The 14,129-nt window shown below is 40.1% G+C and carries 17 protein-coding genes; 6 read left to right on the top strand and 11 right to left on the bottom strand.

The window, feature by feature from the left end:
* The 6 genes from CU633_RS17875 to CU633_RS17900 all read right to left on the bottom strand — a co-directional run bounded on the left by CU633_RS17875 (nt 1) and on the right by CU633_RS17900 (nt 5,992).
* Entirely contained in the window at nt 1–894 is an 894-nt protein-coding gene (locus CU633_RS17875; RefSeq protein ID WP_101661940.1) for an NAD-dependent epimerase/dehydratase family protein, read from the bottom strand.
* Between the two features lie 37 nt (nt 895–931).
* Nucleotides 932–1,525: a sugar transferase gene (locus tag CU633_RS17880; protein ID WP_101661941.1), complete on the bottom strand. Its 594-nt coding sequence runs from the start codon at nt 1,523–1,525 to the stop codon at nt 932–934.
* Nucleotides 1,526–1,574: 49 nt separating this feature from the next.
* Nucleotides 1,575–3,395, bottom strand: coding sequence for a polysaccharide biosynthesis protein (locus tag CU633_RS17885; RefSeq protein WP_101661942.1), 1,821 nt, complete (start codon nt 3,393–3,395; stop codon nt 1,575–1,577).
* Nucleotides 3,396–3,697: 302 nt separating this feature from the next.
* Complete coding sequence (locus tag CU633_RS17890) at nt 3,698–4,465, bottom strand: tyrosine-protein phosphatase (RefSeq protein ID WP_101661943.1); 768 nt, start codon at nt 4,463–4,465, stop codon at nt 3,698–3,700.
* Between the two features lie 95 nt (nt 4,466–4,560).
* On the bottom strand, nt 4,561–5,235 hold the full coding sequence (locus CU633_RS17895; protein ID WP_101661951.1) for a CpsD/CapB family tyrosine-protein kinase: 675 nt from the start codon (nt 5,233–5,235) through the stop codon (nt 4,561–4,563).
* 16 nt (nt 5,236–5,251) lie between these two features.
* Nucleotides 5,252–5,992: a YveK family protein gene (locus CU633_RS17900; RefSeq protein ID WP_101661944.1), complete on the bottom strand. Its 741-nt coding sequence runs from the start codon at nt 5,990–5,992 to the stop codon at nt 5,252–5,254.
* 222 nt (nt 5,993–6,214) lie between these two features.
* Here CU633_RS17900 and CU633_RS17905 point away from each other — a divergent pair, with 222 nt between their 5' ends.
* Both CU633_RS17905 and CU633_RS22975 read left to right on the top strand, forming a co-directional pair.
* Nucleotides 6,215–7,003 (top strand): SGNH/GDSL hydrolase family protein, encoded by a 789-nt coding sequence (locus tag CU633_RS17905; RefSeq protein WP_101661945.1) that lies wholly within the window; start codon nt 6,215–6,217, stop codon nt 7,001–7,003.
* 66 nt (nt 7,004–7,069) lie between these two features.
* Nucleotides 7,070–7,207 (top strand): hypothetical protein, encoded by a 138-nt coding sequence (locus CU633_RS22975; protein WP_180955024.1) that lies wholly within the window; start codon nt 7,070–7,072, stop codon nt 7,205–7,207.
* A 157-nt stretch (nt 7,208–7,364) separates the two neighbouring features.
* On the opposite strand, the gene gloA2 is transcribed toward CU633_RS22975, so the two are convergent.
* Nucleotides 7,365–7,751, bottom strand: coding sequence for an SMU1112c/YaeR family gloxylase I-like metalloprotein (gloA2, locus tag CU633_RS17910; protein WP_101661946.1), 387 nt, complete (start codon nt 7,749–7,751; stop codon nt 7,365–7,367).
* 232 nt (nt 7,752–7,983) lie between these two features.
* Between gloA2 and CU633_RS17915 the strand changes: the two genes are divergently transcribed.
* Nucleotides 7,984–8,211, top strand: coding sequence for a hypothetical protein (locus CU633_RS17915; RefSeq protein ID WP_101661947.1), 228 nt, complete (start codon nt 7,984–7,986; stop codon nt 8,209–8,211).
* Nucleotides 8,212–8,225: 14 nt separating this feature from the next.
* Here the strand turns inward: CU633_RS17915 and CU633_RS17920 are convergent, their stop codons facing one another.
* From CU633_RS17920 to CU633_RS23435, 3 genes are all read right to left on the bottom strand, one after another.
* Entirely contained in the window at nt 8,226–10,223 is a 1,998-nt protein-coding gene (locus CU633_RS17920; RefSeq protein ID WP_101661948.1) for a penicillin-binding transpeptidase domain-containing protein, read from the bottom strand.
* 414 nt (nt 10,224–10,637) lie between these two features.
* Nucleotides 10,638–10,979 (bottom strand): hypothetical protein, encoded by a 342-nt coding sequence (locus CU633_RS17925; protein ID WP_101661949.1) that lies wholly within the window; start codon nt 10,977–10,979, stop codon nt 10,638–10,640.
* A gap of 296 nt (nt 10,980–11,275) precedes the next feature.
* Entirely contained in the window at nt 11,276–11,401 is a 126-nt protein-coding gene (locus CU633_RS23435; RefSeq protein ID WP_257959014.1) for a hypothetical protein, read from the bottom strand.
* 203 nt (nt 11,402–11,604) lie between these two features.
* Here CU633_RS23435 and CU633_RS17930 point away from each other — a divergent pair, with 203 nt between their 5' ends.
* Complete coding sequence (locus tag CU633_RS17930) at nt 11,605–12,471, top strand: helix-turn-helix domain-containing protein (RefSeq protein WP_101661950.1); 867 nt, start codon at nt 11,605–11,607, stop codon at nt 12,469–12,471.
* Nucleotides 12,472–12,492: 21 nt separating this feature from the next.
* Here CU633_RS17930 and CU633_RS22980 read toward each other — a convergent pair whose 3' ends face one another.
* Entirely contained in the window at nt 12,493–12,642 is a 150-nt protein-coding gene (locus tag CU633_RS22980; RefSeq protein ID WP_180955025.1) for a hypothetical protein, read from the bottom strand.
* A gap of 126 nt (nt 12,643–12,768) precedes the next feature.
* Between CU633_RS22980 and CU633_RS23440 the strand changes: the two genes are divergently transcribed.
* Complete coding sequence (locus CU633_RS23440; RefSeq protein WP_441296858.1) at nt 12,769–13,323, top strand: LysM peptidoglycan-binding domain-containing protein; 555 nt, start codon at nt 12,769–12,771, stop codon at nt 13,321–13,323.
* Nucleotides 13,324–13,400: 77 nt separating this feature from the next.
* A complete protein-coding gene (locus CU633_RS23445; RefSeq protein WP_257959018.1) occupies nt 13,401–13,817 on the top strand; it encodes a C40 family peptidase in 417 nt (138 codons plus the stop codon).
* Nucleotides 13,818–14,129: the final 312 nt, after the last annotated feature.

Below are 14,129 nucleotides of genomic sequence, written 5' to 3' on the forward strand. Positions count from 1 at the left end.
TCATTTGCCTCTTTGTACGCTATTTAAATACTCTTGCACTTCCCCTTTTATTCCTTCTTGAAAAGATAAAGGAGAGTATCCAAAGTCCCAGGCAGCTTCGTCATAATCAAAGTCTTTGTCTTCCTGCATTCTAAGTACTTGTTCAACAGAAATGACTGCGTTTTTGTTTATCGCATTATATATTTTTGCTGCTAATATAGAAATAGACAGCGGAATTTTTACAATTGTATTCTTTCTTTGCAAAGTTTCTGAAACACATTTAACCAAATCAAGATACTTAATAGGTTCTTCTCCTGATAAGTTATATTCTTTATTAAAGGTTCTATCTCTATTTGTAAGAACATCATAATATGCATTCCCGAGATCTTTAGCATGAACAGGCTGCATTAAATTCTCCCCTTTTCCGAAGATAGGAAAAAATTTATGCCTGTATAAATAATCTACAAGTTTATACATATTTCTATCTCCAGAGGAACCATATATCATTGTCGGCCTTAATACTGTAATTCCGATTTGATCGCGCTTCTTTAGAATTCCATCTTCTATTTTTATGTACTCTTCAGAGGCGCTTTTATATTTAGAATACCTGCCTGTTGTGTGAACAAGTATTGCCCATTTAACATTATTTTTTATGGCAGCGTCCATAACGTTATTTGAAAATGTTATAGATGAAATATGTACAACTGTTTCTACACCAGCCATGGTCGATTCTAATAACCCTGTGTCTTCCAAGCTTCCATATACTTTTTCTACATTAAGACCGGAATTATCAAGAAGCGTGGTATTACTGCCTTCTCTGACCAGGCATCTAATCTTTCCTGGATATTTTTCGGCTGCCAATCTATTTAAAAACCATTTTCCAGTATGGCCGGTTATCCCCGTAACAAAAAGCATCCATATTCCTCCTTGACTTTCTCAAACTAAAGAGAAGTTAATGGCTACTACCCTCTTTAATTCCCTCACTCCTAAGTACACTCTGAACAGTCTTAAAGAATACTTTAATGTCAAAAGCTAGACTCATTCTCTCAACATATTCACCATCAAGTAGCGCTTTTTCCTTAATCGGAAGTTCATCTCTTCCATTTATTTGCGCCCATCCTGTTAACCCGGGAGTAATGCCATTTGCTCCATATTTATCCCGTTCTTCAATTAAATCATATTGATTCCAAAGGGCGGGGCGCGGACCAATTATACTCATTTCACCTTTGATAATATTAATGATTTGTGGAAGTTCATCCAAGCTGGTTTTACGTAAAAATCTACCAACCCTTGTAATATAGCTTTCTGGATTTTGAAGAAGATGGGTCGGCGTATCTTTAGGTGTATCAATCTTCATAGTTCGAAATTTAAGGATAAGAAATTCCTGCTTATCCTTGCCTATCCGGCGTTGTTTGAAAAATATCGGCCCCTCAGAATCTAACTTTATACATAAAATCAATAATATAAATACAGGTGATAACACTAGTAAACCTATTACGGAAAGAACAAAATCTATCAATCTTTTTACAAATCGAATATAAATCACCTTTATTATCACCCCGATGCAATTAATTCTTTTGGAAAGCTGCTGTGTGCTACTTTGCTACCAAATGAATATTATTCTTTCTGCGGTTAGCTAAATTTAATAAGTAATCTTTGATTTCCACGGGTGTAAAGTTCTCAAAAGACTTTAATAGGAAATCTACTTCTGCTTCCTGTTCTAATACTGCCTTGCCGATAAATATTTTCGGGAATACTGGTTCAGGAAATACTTCTCTTTCATTAAGCAGTTCCTCAAACATCTTCTCTCCGGGCCGTATCCCTGAAAATTGGATCCCGATGTCGTCTAATGAATAGCCGGACAGTTTAATTAAGTTTTGAGCTAAATCAACAATTTTAACTGGTTCACCCATATCAAGGACAAAAATTTCTCCGCCTTTTGCCAACGATCCTGCCTGGATCACCAAGCGTGAAGCTTCCGGAATCGTCATAAAATATCGGGTCATTTCGGGATGAGTGACAGTTACCGGGCCTCCAGCCTGGATTTGCTTTGTAAACAACGGGATGACACTGCCCCGGCTTCCAAGTACATTTCCAAATCGGACAGCGACAAATTTTGTTTTGCTTTCTTTATCTAACTGTTGGATGACCATTTCAGCAATTCTTTTTGTTGATCCCATTACGTTAGTCGGGTTAACCGCTTTATCGGAGGATATTAAGACGAATGTTTCGACGCCAAACATATCTGCAGCCTCAGCTACATTTTTTGTGCCGAAGACATTGTTTTTGACTGCTTCTCTTGGATTGAATTCCATAAGCGGAACATGCTTATGGGCCGCTGCATGGTAAACGACATTTGGCTGGTGCTCTTCCATGACTTCAAACATTCTTTCCCGGTCCTGGACATCACCGATGACCGGGACTATTTCTATATTGGCCGTATGCTGCTGACGGAGTTCCATATCAATTTCATATATGCTGTTTTCACCATGGCCGACTAACACAATTTTTTGCGGGGAAAAGCTACAAATCTGACGGCAAATCTCTGAGCCAATCGAACCGCCTGCTCCCGTTACCAGCACTGTTTTGCCGCTTATGTATTCAGAAATGCTATTAATATCCAATTCAACTGGCTCACGCCCTAATAAGTCTTCAACCTTGACGTCCCTGAACTGGTTAACTGACACTTTTCCAAGCATGATGTCTTCAATCATTGGCATCGTTTGTGTTTTAGCATTTGTTTTTAAACATTCTTCAAAAATACACTTTAATTCTTTTTTGCTCAGGGAAGGAATAGCGATAACGATATTATCAATTTTCAATGCTTCAACTGTACGTGCAATTGTGGTTGAGTTGCCAACTACCGGGATCCCGAGGATCTGCAGCCGAAATTTCTTTGGGTCATCATCAATAAATGCGACAGGCTGCAGTTCAATATCACGATTATTGAGGAGCTGTCGTGCAACAAGTGATCCTGCTGCGCCTGCTCCGATTATTAACGTCCTCTTTTTTTGTTGCAATGTTTTTATGTATCGGTCCCGAAACATTCTCCACGAAAAGCGCGATCCGCCAATTAACAGAACGTGGAGCATTAAAGTAATCGCCAGCGCCCGTACATAAACATCCTGGAAAATAAACAACTGGATAATCCCTGTCGAGAAGATTGATAGGAATACCGCTTTCACAATCGAAATCAACTCGCCGACACTCGCATATTCCCATGCTTTGTTATAAAGCTTGTACATCGAAGCAAACACATGATGGCATGTTAGCAACGTCAAAGACGTTATTAACAATGCTGGCAGCTTAAAAATCCCTAAATACGGATGAAGGATTAAATAACTGATATAAATGGCAGATAAAACGATCAAAGAATCAAGTAGTGCTAAAATAGTCAACCTCTTCCGGTACGTCAACGAACAATCCCCTTTCACTTTATATTCTCCGACCCTTGTTTAAAAGCGTATAAAAAAATAAATACCTAATGATAATCCACGTTTTAGCACATACACTATCATTAAATATTTAAATGTAATCGCCTATTTATTAAAGCAAAATTTTTTGGGCATTTAACCCGTCCTCACACCACACCATCGACGACTGGCGTCTAAGGCAAAAGCTTTCCCTCTTGCCCACGGCATGACCGAGTGCCTCCATCGGTATCGGTTAGGAGACATTACCGAGCAGGTCACCAGACCTCAGCTACTACTTGAATACTTTAGAAAATCCCTAAAAATTTTTTCTTTTTGATTCTTTCCGGTACTTCTTTGTAAACCGCTTGTCCCTCGACAAGAAGCTCTGCATTTTCTATAAAATAATAAATCATATCCACTCCGTACCGTTTTTCGATTAAGTCCAGTGCTTCTTCCATCTTAAACGACCGGGTTGAAACATTATGGGCATCGGATGAAACAAAATGGGTTAAATTTGCGTCTATTAATTGCAGGGAGAACTTTTTAATATTCTTTCCGAAGTGGCCGGCCACACTTGCGGCGGTTATCTGTGTCAACGCGCCCTTTTTCACAAGTTGATAGAGCAGCTCGGGCCGTTCGATGATCTCCTGGTTTCGTTCAGGATGGACAATGATCGGAACCAGCCCTTTCATTTGAATATCATATAATAACCGTTCCGTATAGCGGGGAACATGTGCCGAGGGAAACTCAATAAACAAGTATTGATTTCCGTTATTCAAAGTAAGAATCTCTTCTTTTTGATAATCTTCTAAAATTTCACCGTAAATTCTTGTTTCTTGTCCCGGCAGGATCTGAACCGGAACGAACGCATCTTTAAGTGCCTGATTTAATTCAGCCACTTTGATTAAAATGTCTTCTTTTGTATTATTGTATTTGCCGTTCTGGTGATGGGGGGTTGCGATGATTGTTCTGATTCCTTCCCGGGATGCCAGTTTTGCCATCGCAACACTTTCATCCATCGTTCTCGCTCCATCGTCAATACCAGGCAGGATATGGCAATGAATGTCAATCATCGGTGTTTCCCCCTCTCTGTATTGTAAAAATATTACCAATCTATCATACTACCATTAGAAAATATTTGTAAATAGCGAACGGTGTCGATTCCTGTTTATTTTGTCCCATAGTAATAATAATAGGCAGAATCCTTGACTTTTTTGTTGTTCAGGACTACTCCCAATAACTTTCCTTTCGCATTGATCAGTAATTCTTTTGATTTGCTGGCATGGTCGATTTCCGTTTTTCCGCTTGAGACAACCAGCAATGTGCCATCGCATTTATTGGCAAGAATTTGCGCGTCGGTAACCGCTAACACAGGTGGTGTATCAAACAGGACCATATCAAATTGCTCATACGCTTTTTCAAGCAAATCATCCATCGCTTTTGATCCGATCAATTCAGCCGGGTTTGGGGGAACAGGGCCACTTGGAAGAATAAACAGATTCTTCTCGCCGGACTCTGCTGCCGCCTCCATTAAACCGGTTTGTTTTGTCAGGACCGTTGTCAGGCCAAATGTATTCGTTAAATTAAATGTATAATGGACAGTCGGCTTTCTCATATCGGCATCAATAAGCAGAACCTTTTTTCCCTGTTGGGCGAACACGACAGCAAGGTTGGCAATTGTTGTTGATTTTCCCTCTCCCGGACCGGATGAAGTGACCATTAAAGAACGGATATCTTTGTCTACCGTCGAAAACTGGATATTGGTGCGGATTGTCCGGTATTGCTCGGAAATCGGCGATTTCGGATCCAGCTTTGCGATTAATTTACGTTTATGCTCGAACATTTTTGCTTTTGTTATTTTAAGAGCCAATTGTTTCACCTCTTAGCTTTGCTTTTCGATCTGCACGGGTGTGGACCTCTTCCTGTTCTTCTATTTTCGTAATCACTCCGAGTACCGGAAGCTCCAACAGCTTTTCGATGTCCTGTTCCGTTTTAATCGTGTTATCAAGATATTCCAATAGAAAGGCAAGTCCGACTCCTGTCATTATCCCGACAACCATGGCAATAGCAATATTTAACAATGGATTTGGTTTAACGGGAGCTTGATTATCGGTAACAGCCGCTTTTGCTAAAATACTTACATTATCGACATTCATAATGCTGACGATTTCGTCCTGAAAGACTTCGGCTACTTTATTGGCAATTTCGGCAGCCTGGGAAGCGTCCTTATCTTCAACCGTTACATTGACGACCTGCGAATTTTGTTCACTTTGAACGGTGATTTTTTCATTAAGATGGCCGACTGTCATGTCTAAATCCAATTCTTTTTTGACTAGCTCGAGAATGGCTGGACTTTTAATAATGACGTTGTATGTATTGATCAATTGCAGGTTTGTTTGGACTTCATTCATGTTATAGAGCGCTTGTTCATCTTTATTTTGATTAACTAGCAGCTGGGTTGAAGCCTGGTAGATTGGCGTTAATATAAAGTAACTGATGATAGCACTGACAGTAATGGCAACAATCGTGATAATCACGATTAAGTTCAACCGTTTCCTGAGGGTTTGAAATAATTCTCTTAAGCTGATCGTCTCTTCCATTTGTTCCTCCAATAATTCTTAATAAATAATAGTAGTATTATATCATAATATGTTGTAAATTTTTGCGTTTGTTGTCATAATTTTAATAGTTTAGAAATAAAATAAGTAATATTTTCTATTTAATAATATTTCGAACCTTTTTAAAAGTTATTTTTTTCATTTGGAATATATTTCCGAATTATATTATTCCGAAGATATAACACTGTGGGGGTCAATCATCTGATGAAAGCTATTTTTACAACTTTACTGGCAATTTGCTGTGCCGTCATTTTAATAGCAGGACAAATTTATTGGAACGAAAAAACGTCTGTGTCGGGCAAGGGGGAGAGCTTCCAGATAACTGAAGAAGAAAAAACTCCTGTTAAAAATGAAGCTAAGTTAGCCAATGAGGATTTCTTGAAACTTGCCGGCAACTGGCCGGAAGCAAGCCAGGAGCGTTTTAAAACAACATTAACTGAAAAACAGCCTTATAAAATCCTTTTCGTCGGTTCGGAGGCTCTCTCACTTGAAGATAACGGCTGGCCCGTTTTGGTCAAGGAAAAAATTGAGGCTGCCTATGGGGACACGATTCTTGTGCACTCAATTCAATATGGTCTGAATTCAACCGATTTTATCAATCAAGAAAGCCAGGCGGAAATCGCGGCTGAAAAGGCTGATATGGTTATATTGGAACCATTCACTTTGTTGGATAACGGTGTTGTGGAAATCAGTCAATCCCTGCAAAACATCACCACCATCATAAATGACGTCCAGGCTGCAAACGAGCATACGGTATTTGTTTTACAGCCACCGCATCCTCTCTATGCCGCCCGTTTTTATCCCATCCAAGTAGAGGAGCTGAAAAAGTATGCTGCACAAAATGAGATAACGTATTTGGACCATTGGGCAGCATGGCCAGACCAGCAAAACGAGGATCTTAAAAGTTATTTGACAGAAGACCAGAGCAAGCCTAATGAAAAGGGCCATGAAGTTTGGGCTGGATATATTGAAGATTTTTTAATCAAACGATAGCGCAAAAGTACTAATCATTGCCTCTAAAACCATTATTTAATAAAATGAGAATAAGGGGGAGATGAAATGAGAACAAGAACCCGAAAAAGGGAAACCTTACTGATCGATGATATTAAATACGCGCTTACCACTGTTTTGCTTCATGTTACCTTCTATTCCTTAATCATTTTTATATTGTTGTTTTTTATGGAATGGCTCGGCTAAGTTAAACAGCGTCTTTGCCCTTTTCGCTAATATGTGTCATTTAGCAACTAAATACATAAAATCCCCTCCAGACTGAAAGTTCAATTAAGAGGGGATTTTTCTATGGGCAAAAATGACACATGTATAAGTTTTTCATAAGATGAACAGCAACCTATTTTTAAGCTTCATACAATTCCATCGGCAGGTCATCTGGATCACGGAAAAAGGTAAATTTCTTTCCTGTTAGTTCGTCCACTCGTATTGGTTCTGTTTCAACTCCGTGCTGTTTCAGGTATTTAACATTCTCTTCAAGATTAGAAACAGAAAAAGCTAGGTGACGTAACCCGCATGCTTCCGGTCCAGTTGGACGTTCGACCGGGTTTGGAAATGAAAATAATTCGATCTGTCCTGTTTCTCCAATGCGTAGATCCAGTTTATAGGAATCGCGTTCTGCCCGATATGTCTCCTCAATCACTTTGCAGCCCAAAACATTTATATAGAAATGTTTTGCTTTTTCGTAGTTGGAACAAATAATTGCGACATGATGAATATGATTGATTTTCAATGTTGATTGCTCCTTTAGTAAGTTTTATGTATTCACGTGATCCATCCACTTTCTGAATTTAATTGTATCATTAAATACCAGCCTGGATTATCCAATTACTTGAATCAACAAAAAAATTCATTCCGAGCTAACTCCGTGCGAATGTTATTAAAATTCTCCTGTGCGTATAACATATTCTTCCTTGAGCCATACTATAGATTATGAATTATCGAGTAGGGAGGGATCCTTGGTTATGAAGTGGATTTTTCGGAATGGATTGTTACTGTATATCGTTCTAATCTTTTTAACAGGGCTATTTCTGGCCATTTTTGAAGAGAAGATTAATCTATCTTCATCAATATGGACAATTCTTCTCCTGGCCTATTTTTTGTTGCTTAGTATTTATATTGGTGTTGGACAACGAAATGCGGAGAGTACGAAAGTTAAAGCGCATGAGACGGATAAAGCCCCTTTCGAGTGAAAGGGGCATTTTTGTTATTGCCTGCTTTGGAAAACATTTTTCACGCGGCTGACTACGGCCTTTGATCCGCCTTTATTTTCCACGCCTTCTACCATCATGGCGATCAGCAAATTCGGATTTTCAACATTGTAGGCGACAAACCAGCCGTTTTCCGTTCCTTTTTCGCCTTGTTTTTCTTTTAGTTCAGCTGTTCCGGTTTTCCCGGCCAGCGGATAACCGTCAATCCGGGCAGAGTTCGCCGTACCGCTTGGGTCTTCTACTACTTTTCTTAGTGAATTATTGATTTGGGTAACTGCAGTTTGATCAACCAGGTTTTCTTTCCAAGGCTGCGCTGTTTTCTCTTCTGCCAGCAAAATCGGTTTGATCATCGTTCCGTTATTTACAAAAGGTGTATACGTAGAGGCTAAATGGACGATGCTCATTTCGATATGCCCCTGGCCGTAACCTGAGTCAGCGAGACGGATTTCGTTATCAAGTTCACCGATTTTGGAGGCTTCCAGCGGGAATGGATAGGCAAAGTCCTCTTCAAAGCCAAAGCTCTTTAAACCTGCTGTAAACTTTTCTGCCCCGATCGCCAGGGCAGCCTGGGCAAAATAAATATTATCCGAGAGAAGCAAAGCGCGGTCCAGGTTAACCGGGCCGTTCGGGTCGGTTACTCTGGTAATCTTGTAGCTTCCCCAGGAGTTGTCTTTTTGCCATTGCAGTCCATCGACTTCCATTTGCTGCTCAGGTGTAATGGCTCCTTCTTTTAAGCCGATCACGGCCGTTATTGGCTTCATGACCGATCCTGGTGCATATGTTTGCTTAAACCGGGTCGTAAGCGGCTTCTGCGGGTGTTCTTCAATGGACTGCCAATATTGTCCCGTTGCCCCCAAAGCAATCGTGTTCGGATCAAATGCGGGGCTGCTGACAAGGGCCAGCGTTTCCCCGGTTACCGGATTCATTGCTGTACCTGCCCCTGCCTCGCCGGCGAGCTCATTGAACATCTTGCTCTGCAGATCGATATCAATCGTTAGCTTGATGTTCTCGCCATTGACGACTTCCTTCTCGGCCAGCTGCACCTCGGAGCCGTCTTCTTTCTTAATATAAATTTTTGCACCGTTCTGTCCCTTCAATCTTTCCTCAAGCACCTGCTCCATTCCTCGTTTGCCAATCACATCATTGCTCGAATAGCCTTTACCCGCTAATTCCTTAAGTTCCTCGGCTGTCACTGGTCCCACATAGCCGACCAGGTGTGCAGCCGCGTCCTTATAAGGATAGACACGGGCCGGGACATCCTTTTTAAGCACGGATGGAATTTCCATTAATTGTGCAAGCAATTCTTGATTCTCCATCGGGATTTTCTTGATTGGCACAAAATAATCAGGTTGGACCCAGTCGGCGTTCAAAGCCTTGTCAATTTGTGCGGCCTCCATTCCAAGCAAGCCCGCCACTCTTGAAATGATATCTTCGCGGCTTCCTTCCATTTGCGCAGGAACGATCCCGATTTCAAAGGCAGTGCCGTTGACAGCCAGCCCATTATCATTTCGGTCAAAAATTTCGCCTCTTACCGACGGAACCGAAGAGACGCCAATTTTATCCCCCGCTTCGAGCTCTGGAAAAATAAACGTTGTATCCCAGTCGACAAACCAGTTCTCTTTCTCTTTTTGCGTCTCCTTTTTCAGCGGTGCCTGGTGCTTAAAGGAAATAGGGCCTGCGAAACTGTTCATTTTTGCCGAGAATGAAAATTTGGCTTCTTCCCCTTCCGCTTTTTCTTCAGGAGGGTCGAATTTGATTTCTAAATCGGATATTTCGAGATCACTATAGACTTTTTGATAGCGTTCAACATACTCTTTCTTTGTTACTTTTTCTTTTGCATCAGCGGTTAAATAACCATACATGTCTTCAAACTTTTGCTCGTTCCAAAGTTCAACATATTTGCTGAACCGGTCCTCGGGTGTCGGGTCGTTGTTGCACCCGGCCAGCAAAGCCGCCGCAAGGACCATCACGAATAAATAAATAGATTTCCTCAAGGTTCTCCCCCTCTGTATGAAATTCCCATTCTATCTTTCTATTTTAAAAAACATTCGACAAAATCTCAAATTAAAATAGGCTGGCTGAAGTTTCAACCAACCCCAATAAGTATATTCAAGCATAAATAAGAAATGAATAAAAGTCCGTAAAAATATCTACAGCTTAGCCCCTTTGTCTTTTTTTCCGTAAAGATAGCGGGACCAAAAATAATTCACCGTTTCTTCAAGAACAACCATAAATACAAAAACACTGATCGCCGAATATAACCAAATCATCATGTAATTTCTCCTCATTGGACTTTTTCCGTTCTCTTATTTAGACGGAAAAGCAAAATTTGGAGTTTCAAATATTTGTCAACCTTTTTCGACAGAAAAAGAGATTATCCGCAAGCTGGTTGCGGGATAATCTCTTTTCTACTTTTGCACTAAGTAACGCGACTTATGATAGGATAACGAAGGTTCTTGATCCACAAAGCATTTTTGAACGCCAATCACTTCGAGAAAATGATAGATTTTTTCCATCGAAACCGTTTTGTACTCTTCCGTAACCGACAACCGGTCAAGCCTTGCTACCGTTTCTTTTACTTGATCATTTTGATTTACATCAACTTCATACCTGGTGCTAAATCCTTCTGTGGTCGTATAAATGACAGCTTCGCCAATGTTTTGGTGTTCCTGCTTAAAATGAAATGAAAAAATGATCGCACACTCGTCTTCTTTAAATGTAGGGAAGACATCCATTTCGATATCTTTCAATTTATACACCCCTTTGCGATAAGGATTTATTTTACTTTAACAGAAGTGAGAAAATCTTGTTTTTCAGTTATATAGGGCTTTTTTTGCTGATTATGAGGTTTACCGGCTTCTATTCCATGTTTTCAGCTATTTATATAATTATAAGCATATTTTTACTATGCAAATATTAATTACCTGTAAATTTGTAAAAAAAGGCCGCCTTGTTTCCAAAGCGGCAAAAGGAGATTAAAAGGTATTGTTCATAAAACGGATAAAACTAATGGGTGAATAAGATTAGAAAGTTGTTGCAGAACTTCTTAGTAAACTGTTGGAAGCTCGTGATACACTGTTGGAAGTTCGTTGGTTCCTACACCAGATCCAACAAATCCAGCGCCAAAAACGATTGTCATGACAGCTAAAAACACGATAAACCTTTTTTTCATGAAAAGCCCTCCTTCAAAATCATTTGATTTTTTGCTAAGCTTGAGCTAGTCAAAATTACTTACAAGCCTATTAAAACATATTCAGAAATTTCATTGATTCTTGATTAACAGCGTTTAGAGCGGAATTTTTTGTAGTTTTCTGCTGTTTGCTTGCTTTTTTCTAAAAAAATATAACTCTAGGCATATTTTTGGGATGTGGGAAAATGGATTTTTTAGCGATTGGTGAAAAAATTAAAGAATTAAGGAAGCTTTTGGGGTTGTCGCAAACAGACCTTTCCAAGGGTATTTGTACCCAGGCACAAATCAGCAAAATTGAAAAAGGGGATGTATTCCCGTTCGCCTCCACCCTGTATTTAATCTCGCAACGGCTTGGCGTGGATGTAAACTACTTTTTCAATATCGGCACTACACCGAGGCTCGATTATGTTCAAGAGGTGACCCGCCTGTTGAAGAAGGCGCGCCGCAATCTTGACTATAAGGGAATTAAAGAGATTATTAATGCTGAAGAAAATAACCCGTTATTCTCGCAAAACCGGAAAAACCAGCAGCTGTTATTGTGGCATAAAGGAATTTGTGAATATGAATTAAACAAAAACCTGACAAAAGCATTTATTCTTCTTGATGAAGCCATTTCGCTCACCCATGAAAAGGTCTGGACAGAGCGGGAAATTGAAATCGAAATATGCAAAGGCAATATTTACTTCGAAGAAGAAGAATTGGAAGCTGCATTGGACATCTACTTCCCGGCAAAAGAACATTTGGAGCTGCTTCCCCATGTCCAGGATGAAACGATTAAAAGCAGGGTCCTTTATAACACGGCGCGCACGTTAACAAGATTGCAGCAATACAAAGCTTCAATTGATGCCTGCAAAGAAGCCATCAACTGGTGTTTGGAACGGGACAACCTGTATTTGCTCGGGGAATTCCATTACCATATCGGCTACAATTATGAGCTGCAAGGTGATTTTTCTTTGGCAAAAACTTATATGGAGAAGGCATTAACAATTTTTGAACTGCAAAAGGATGATAAGTACATCCACTTTATTAAGAGCAAAATAAAAAAATGGTGACTGAACCGGGTCACCATTTTTTTAGATTTTTCTAGAAAAAATGAGTTTCAAATCCAATTCTAGCTCTTGAAGTATTTGTTCAACCGTTATATCCTCTTCGGTCACACCTTTTTCGTACGCTTTTCTGATAATCTCAGAAAAACTATCCTGGTGAAGTTTGCTATCATTCATTTAGTCTACCTTCCTTTAATTTTTATAAATCATGATGAAAAGTTTGTCAATTATTGTATTTATTAGACGAAACATATGATAAGATAGTTACAATAATAGAAAAAAAGGAGTGAAATATCAAAGATTATGAAAAAGAAACTGGCTTCACTGGCTACTGTTGCTGTTCTATCCACCGGCTTCTCGTCTACTGTTTCTGCTAATACATATACGATTCAAAAAGGAGATACCCTTTCCGGAATTGCGAAAAAAAAGAATACAACTGTAGCCGAACTTAAGAGAATTAATAACTTACAGTCCGATTTAATATTGATCAACCAAACATTACAAATCTCACAACCCGCCAATGTCCCTGGACAAAGTGCACCGCCTCCTGTTTTACAAACGGCACAAACGTATACGGTTGTAAAGGGCGACACATTAATCAAAATTGCCAACCAGCACGGCATCAGTCTGGCTGAGCTTTCCTCATGGAATAACCTTAAAGACCATCTCATCTACCCAGACCAAAAGCTGCTCGTTTCCAGCCCTTTAACCACAGGCCCGGCCATCGTTTCGACGCCGCCCCAGGTGTCTGCTCCTCCTGTACAGGCTGAACCCGCAAACGTAACGGAATACGTTATTAAAAGTGGCGATACATTAGGACAGATTGGCAGGAGTTTTGGCGTTTCGGTCCAACACTGAAAGCTTGGAATAATCTTTCCTCAGATCTTATTTTTGCCGGCCAAAAGTTAAAGGTCTCTGCTGCAGTTGCTGTTCCAGTGGTTGCTCCGAATACGCCGCCGGTTGTCGCACAGCCTTTGAATCCCGTTAGTGAGGTTTCAGGTTTATTAAATACAGCCAAAAGCTTGCTCGGCACACCGTATCAGTTGGCTGGTTCCGCACCGGGAGGATTTGATTGCAGCGGTTTTATTTTTTATGTTTTTAAGCAATCAGGCAAACAAATCGCCCGCTTGTCGTCAGAAGGATACTACAGCCGCTCGTATTATGTCAACGAACCGCAACCAGGTGATCTCGTATTCTTTGAAAATACATATAAAGCAGGAATCTCACATATGGGAATTTACCTTGGAAACAACGAGTTCATCCATGCCAGCTCATCACAGGGCGTCTCAATCTCCAACCTTAATAACAGCTATTACAAAAGCCATTTCGATGGGTTTAAGAGATTCTATTAATAGTTTTCGGGCACTTGCCAGCTTACCTGGCGGGTGTCTTTTTTTATCGGAGCCTGCTCATTGCTGGATTTTTGAACCTAACGCTCGGATTGCCAGCATCCATCTGGAGTTGCGATCATAAATAGTCGGTTTCCGATTATAAAGTTGGTTTTGCGCTCATAAATTTTGAGTTTCGCTCATAAACCTGAGTTTCCGATCATAAACCTGAGTTTCCGCTCGTAAATCTGAGTTTCCGCTCGTAAACTTGATTTTCCGCTCGTAAATCTGAGTTTCCGCTCGTAAACTTGATTTTCCGCTCATAAATCTGAGTTT

Origin of the sequence: Bacillus sp. V3-13, assembly GCF_002860165.1 — a bacterium.
GTDB lineage: Bacteria > Bacillota > Bacilli > Bacillales > Cytobacillaceae > Bacillus_BJ.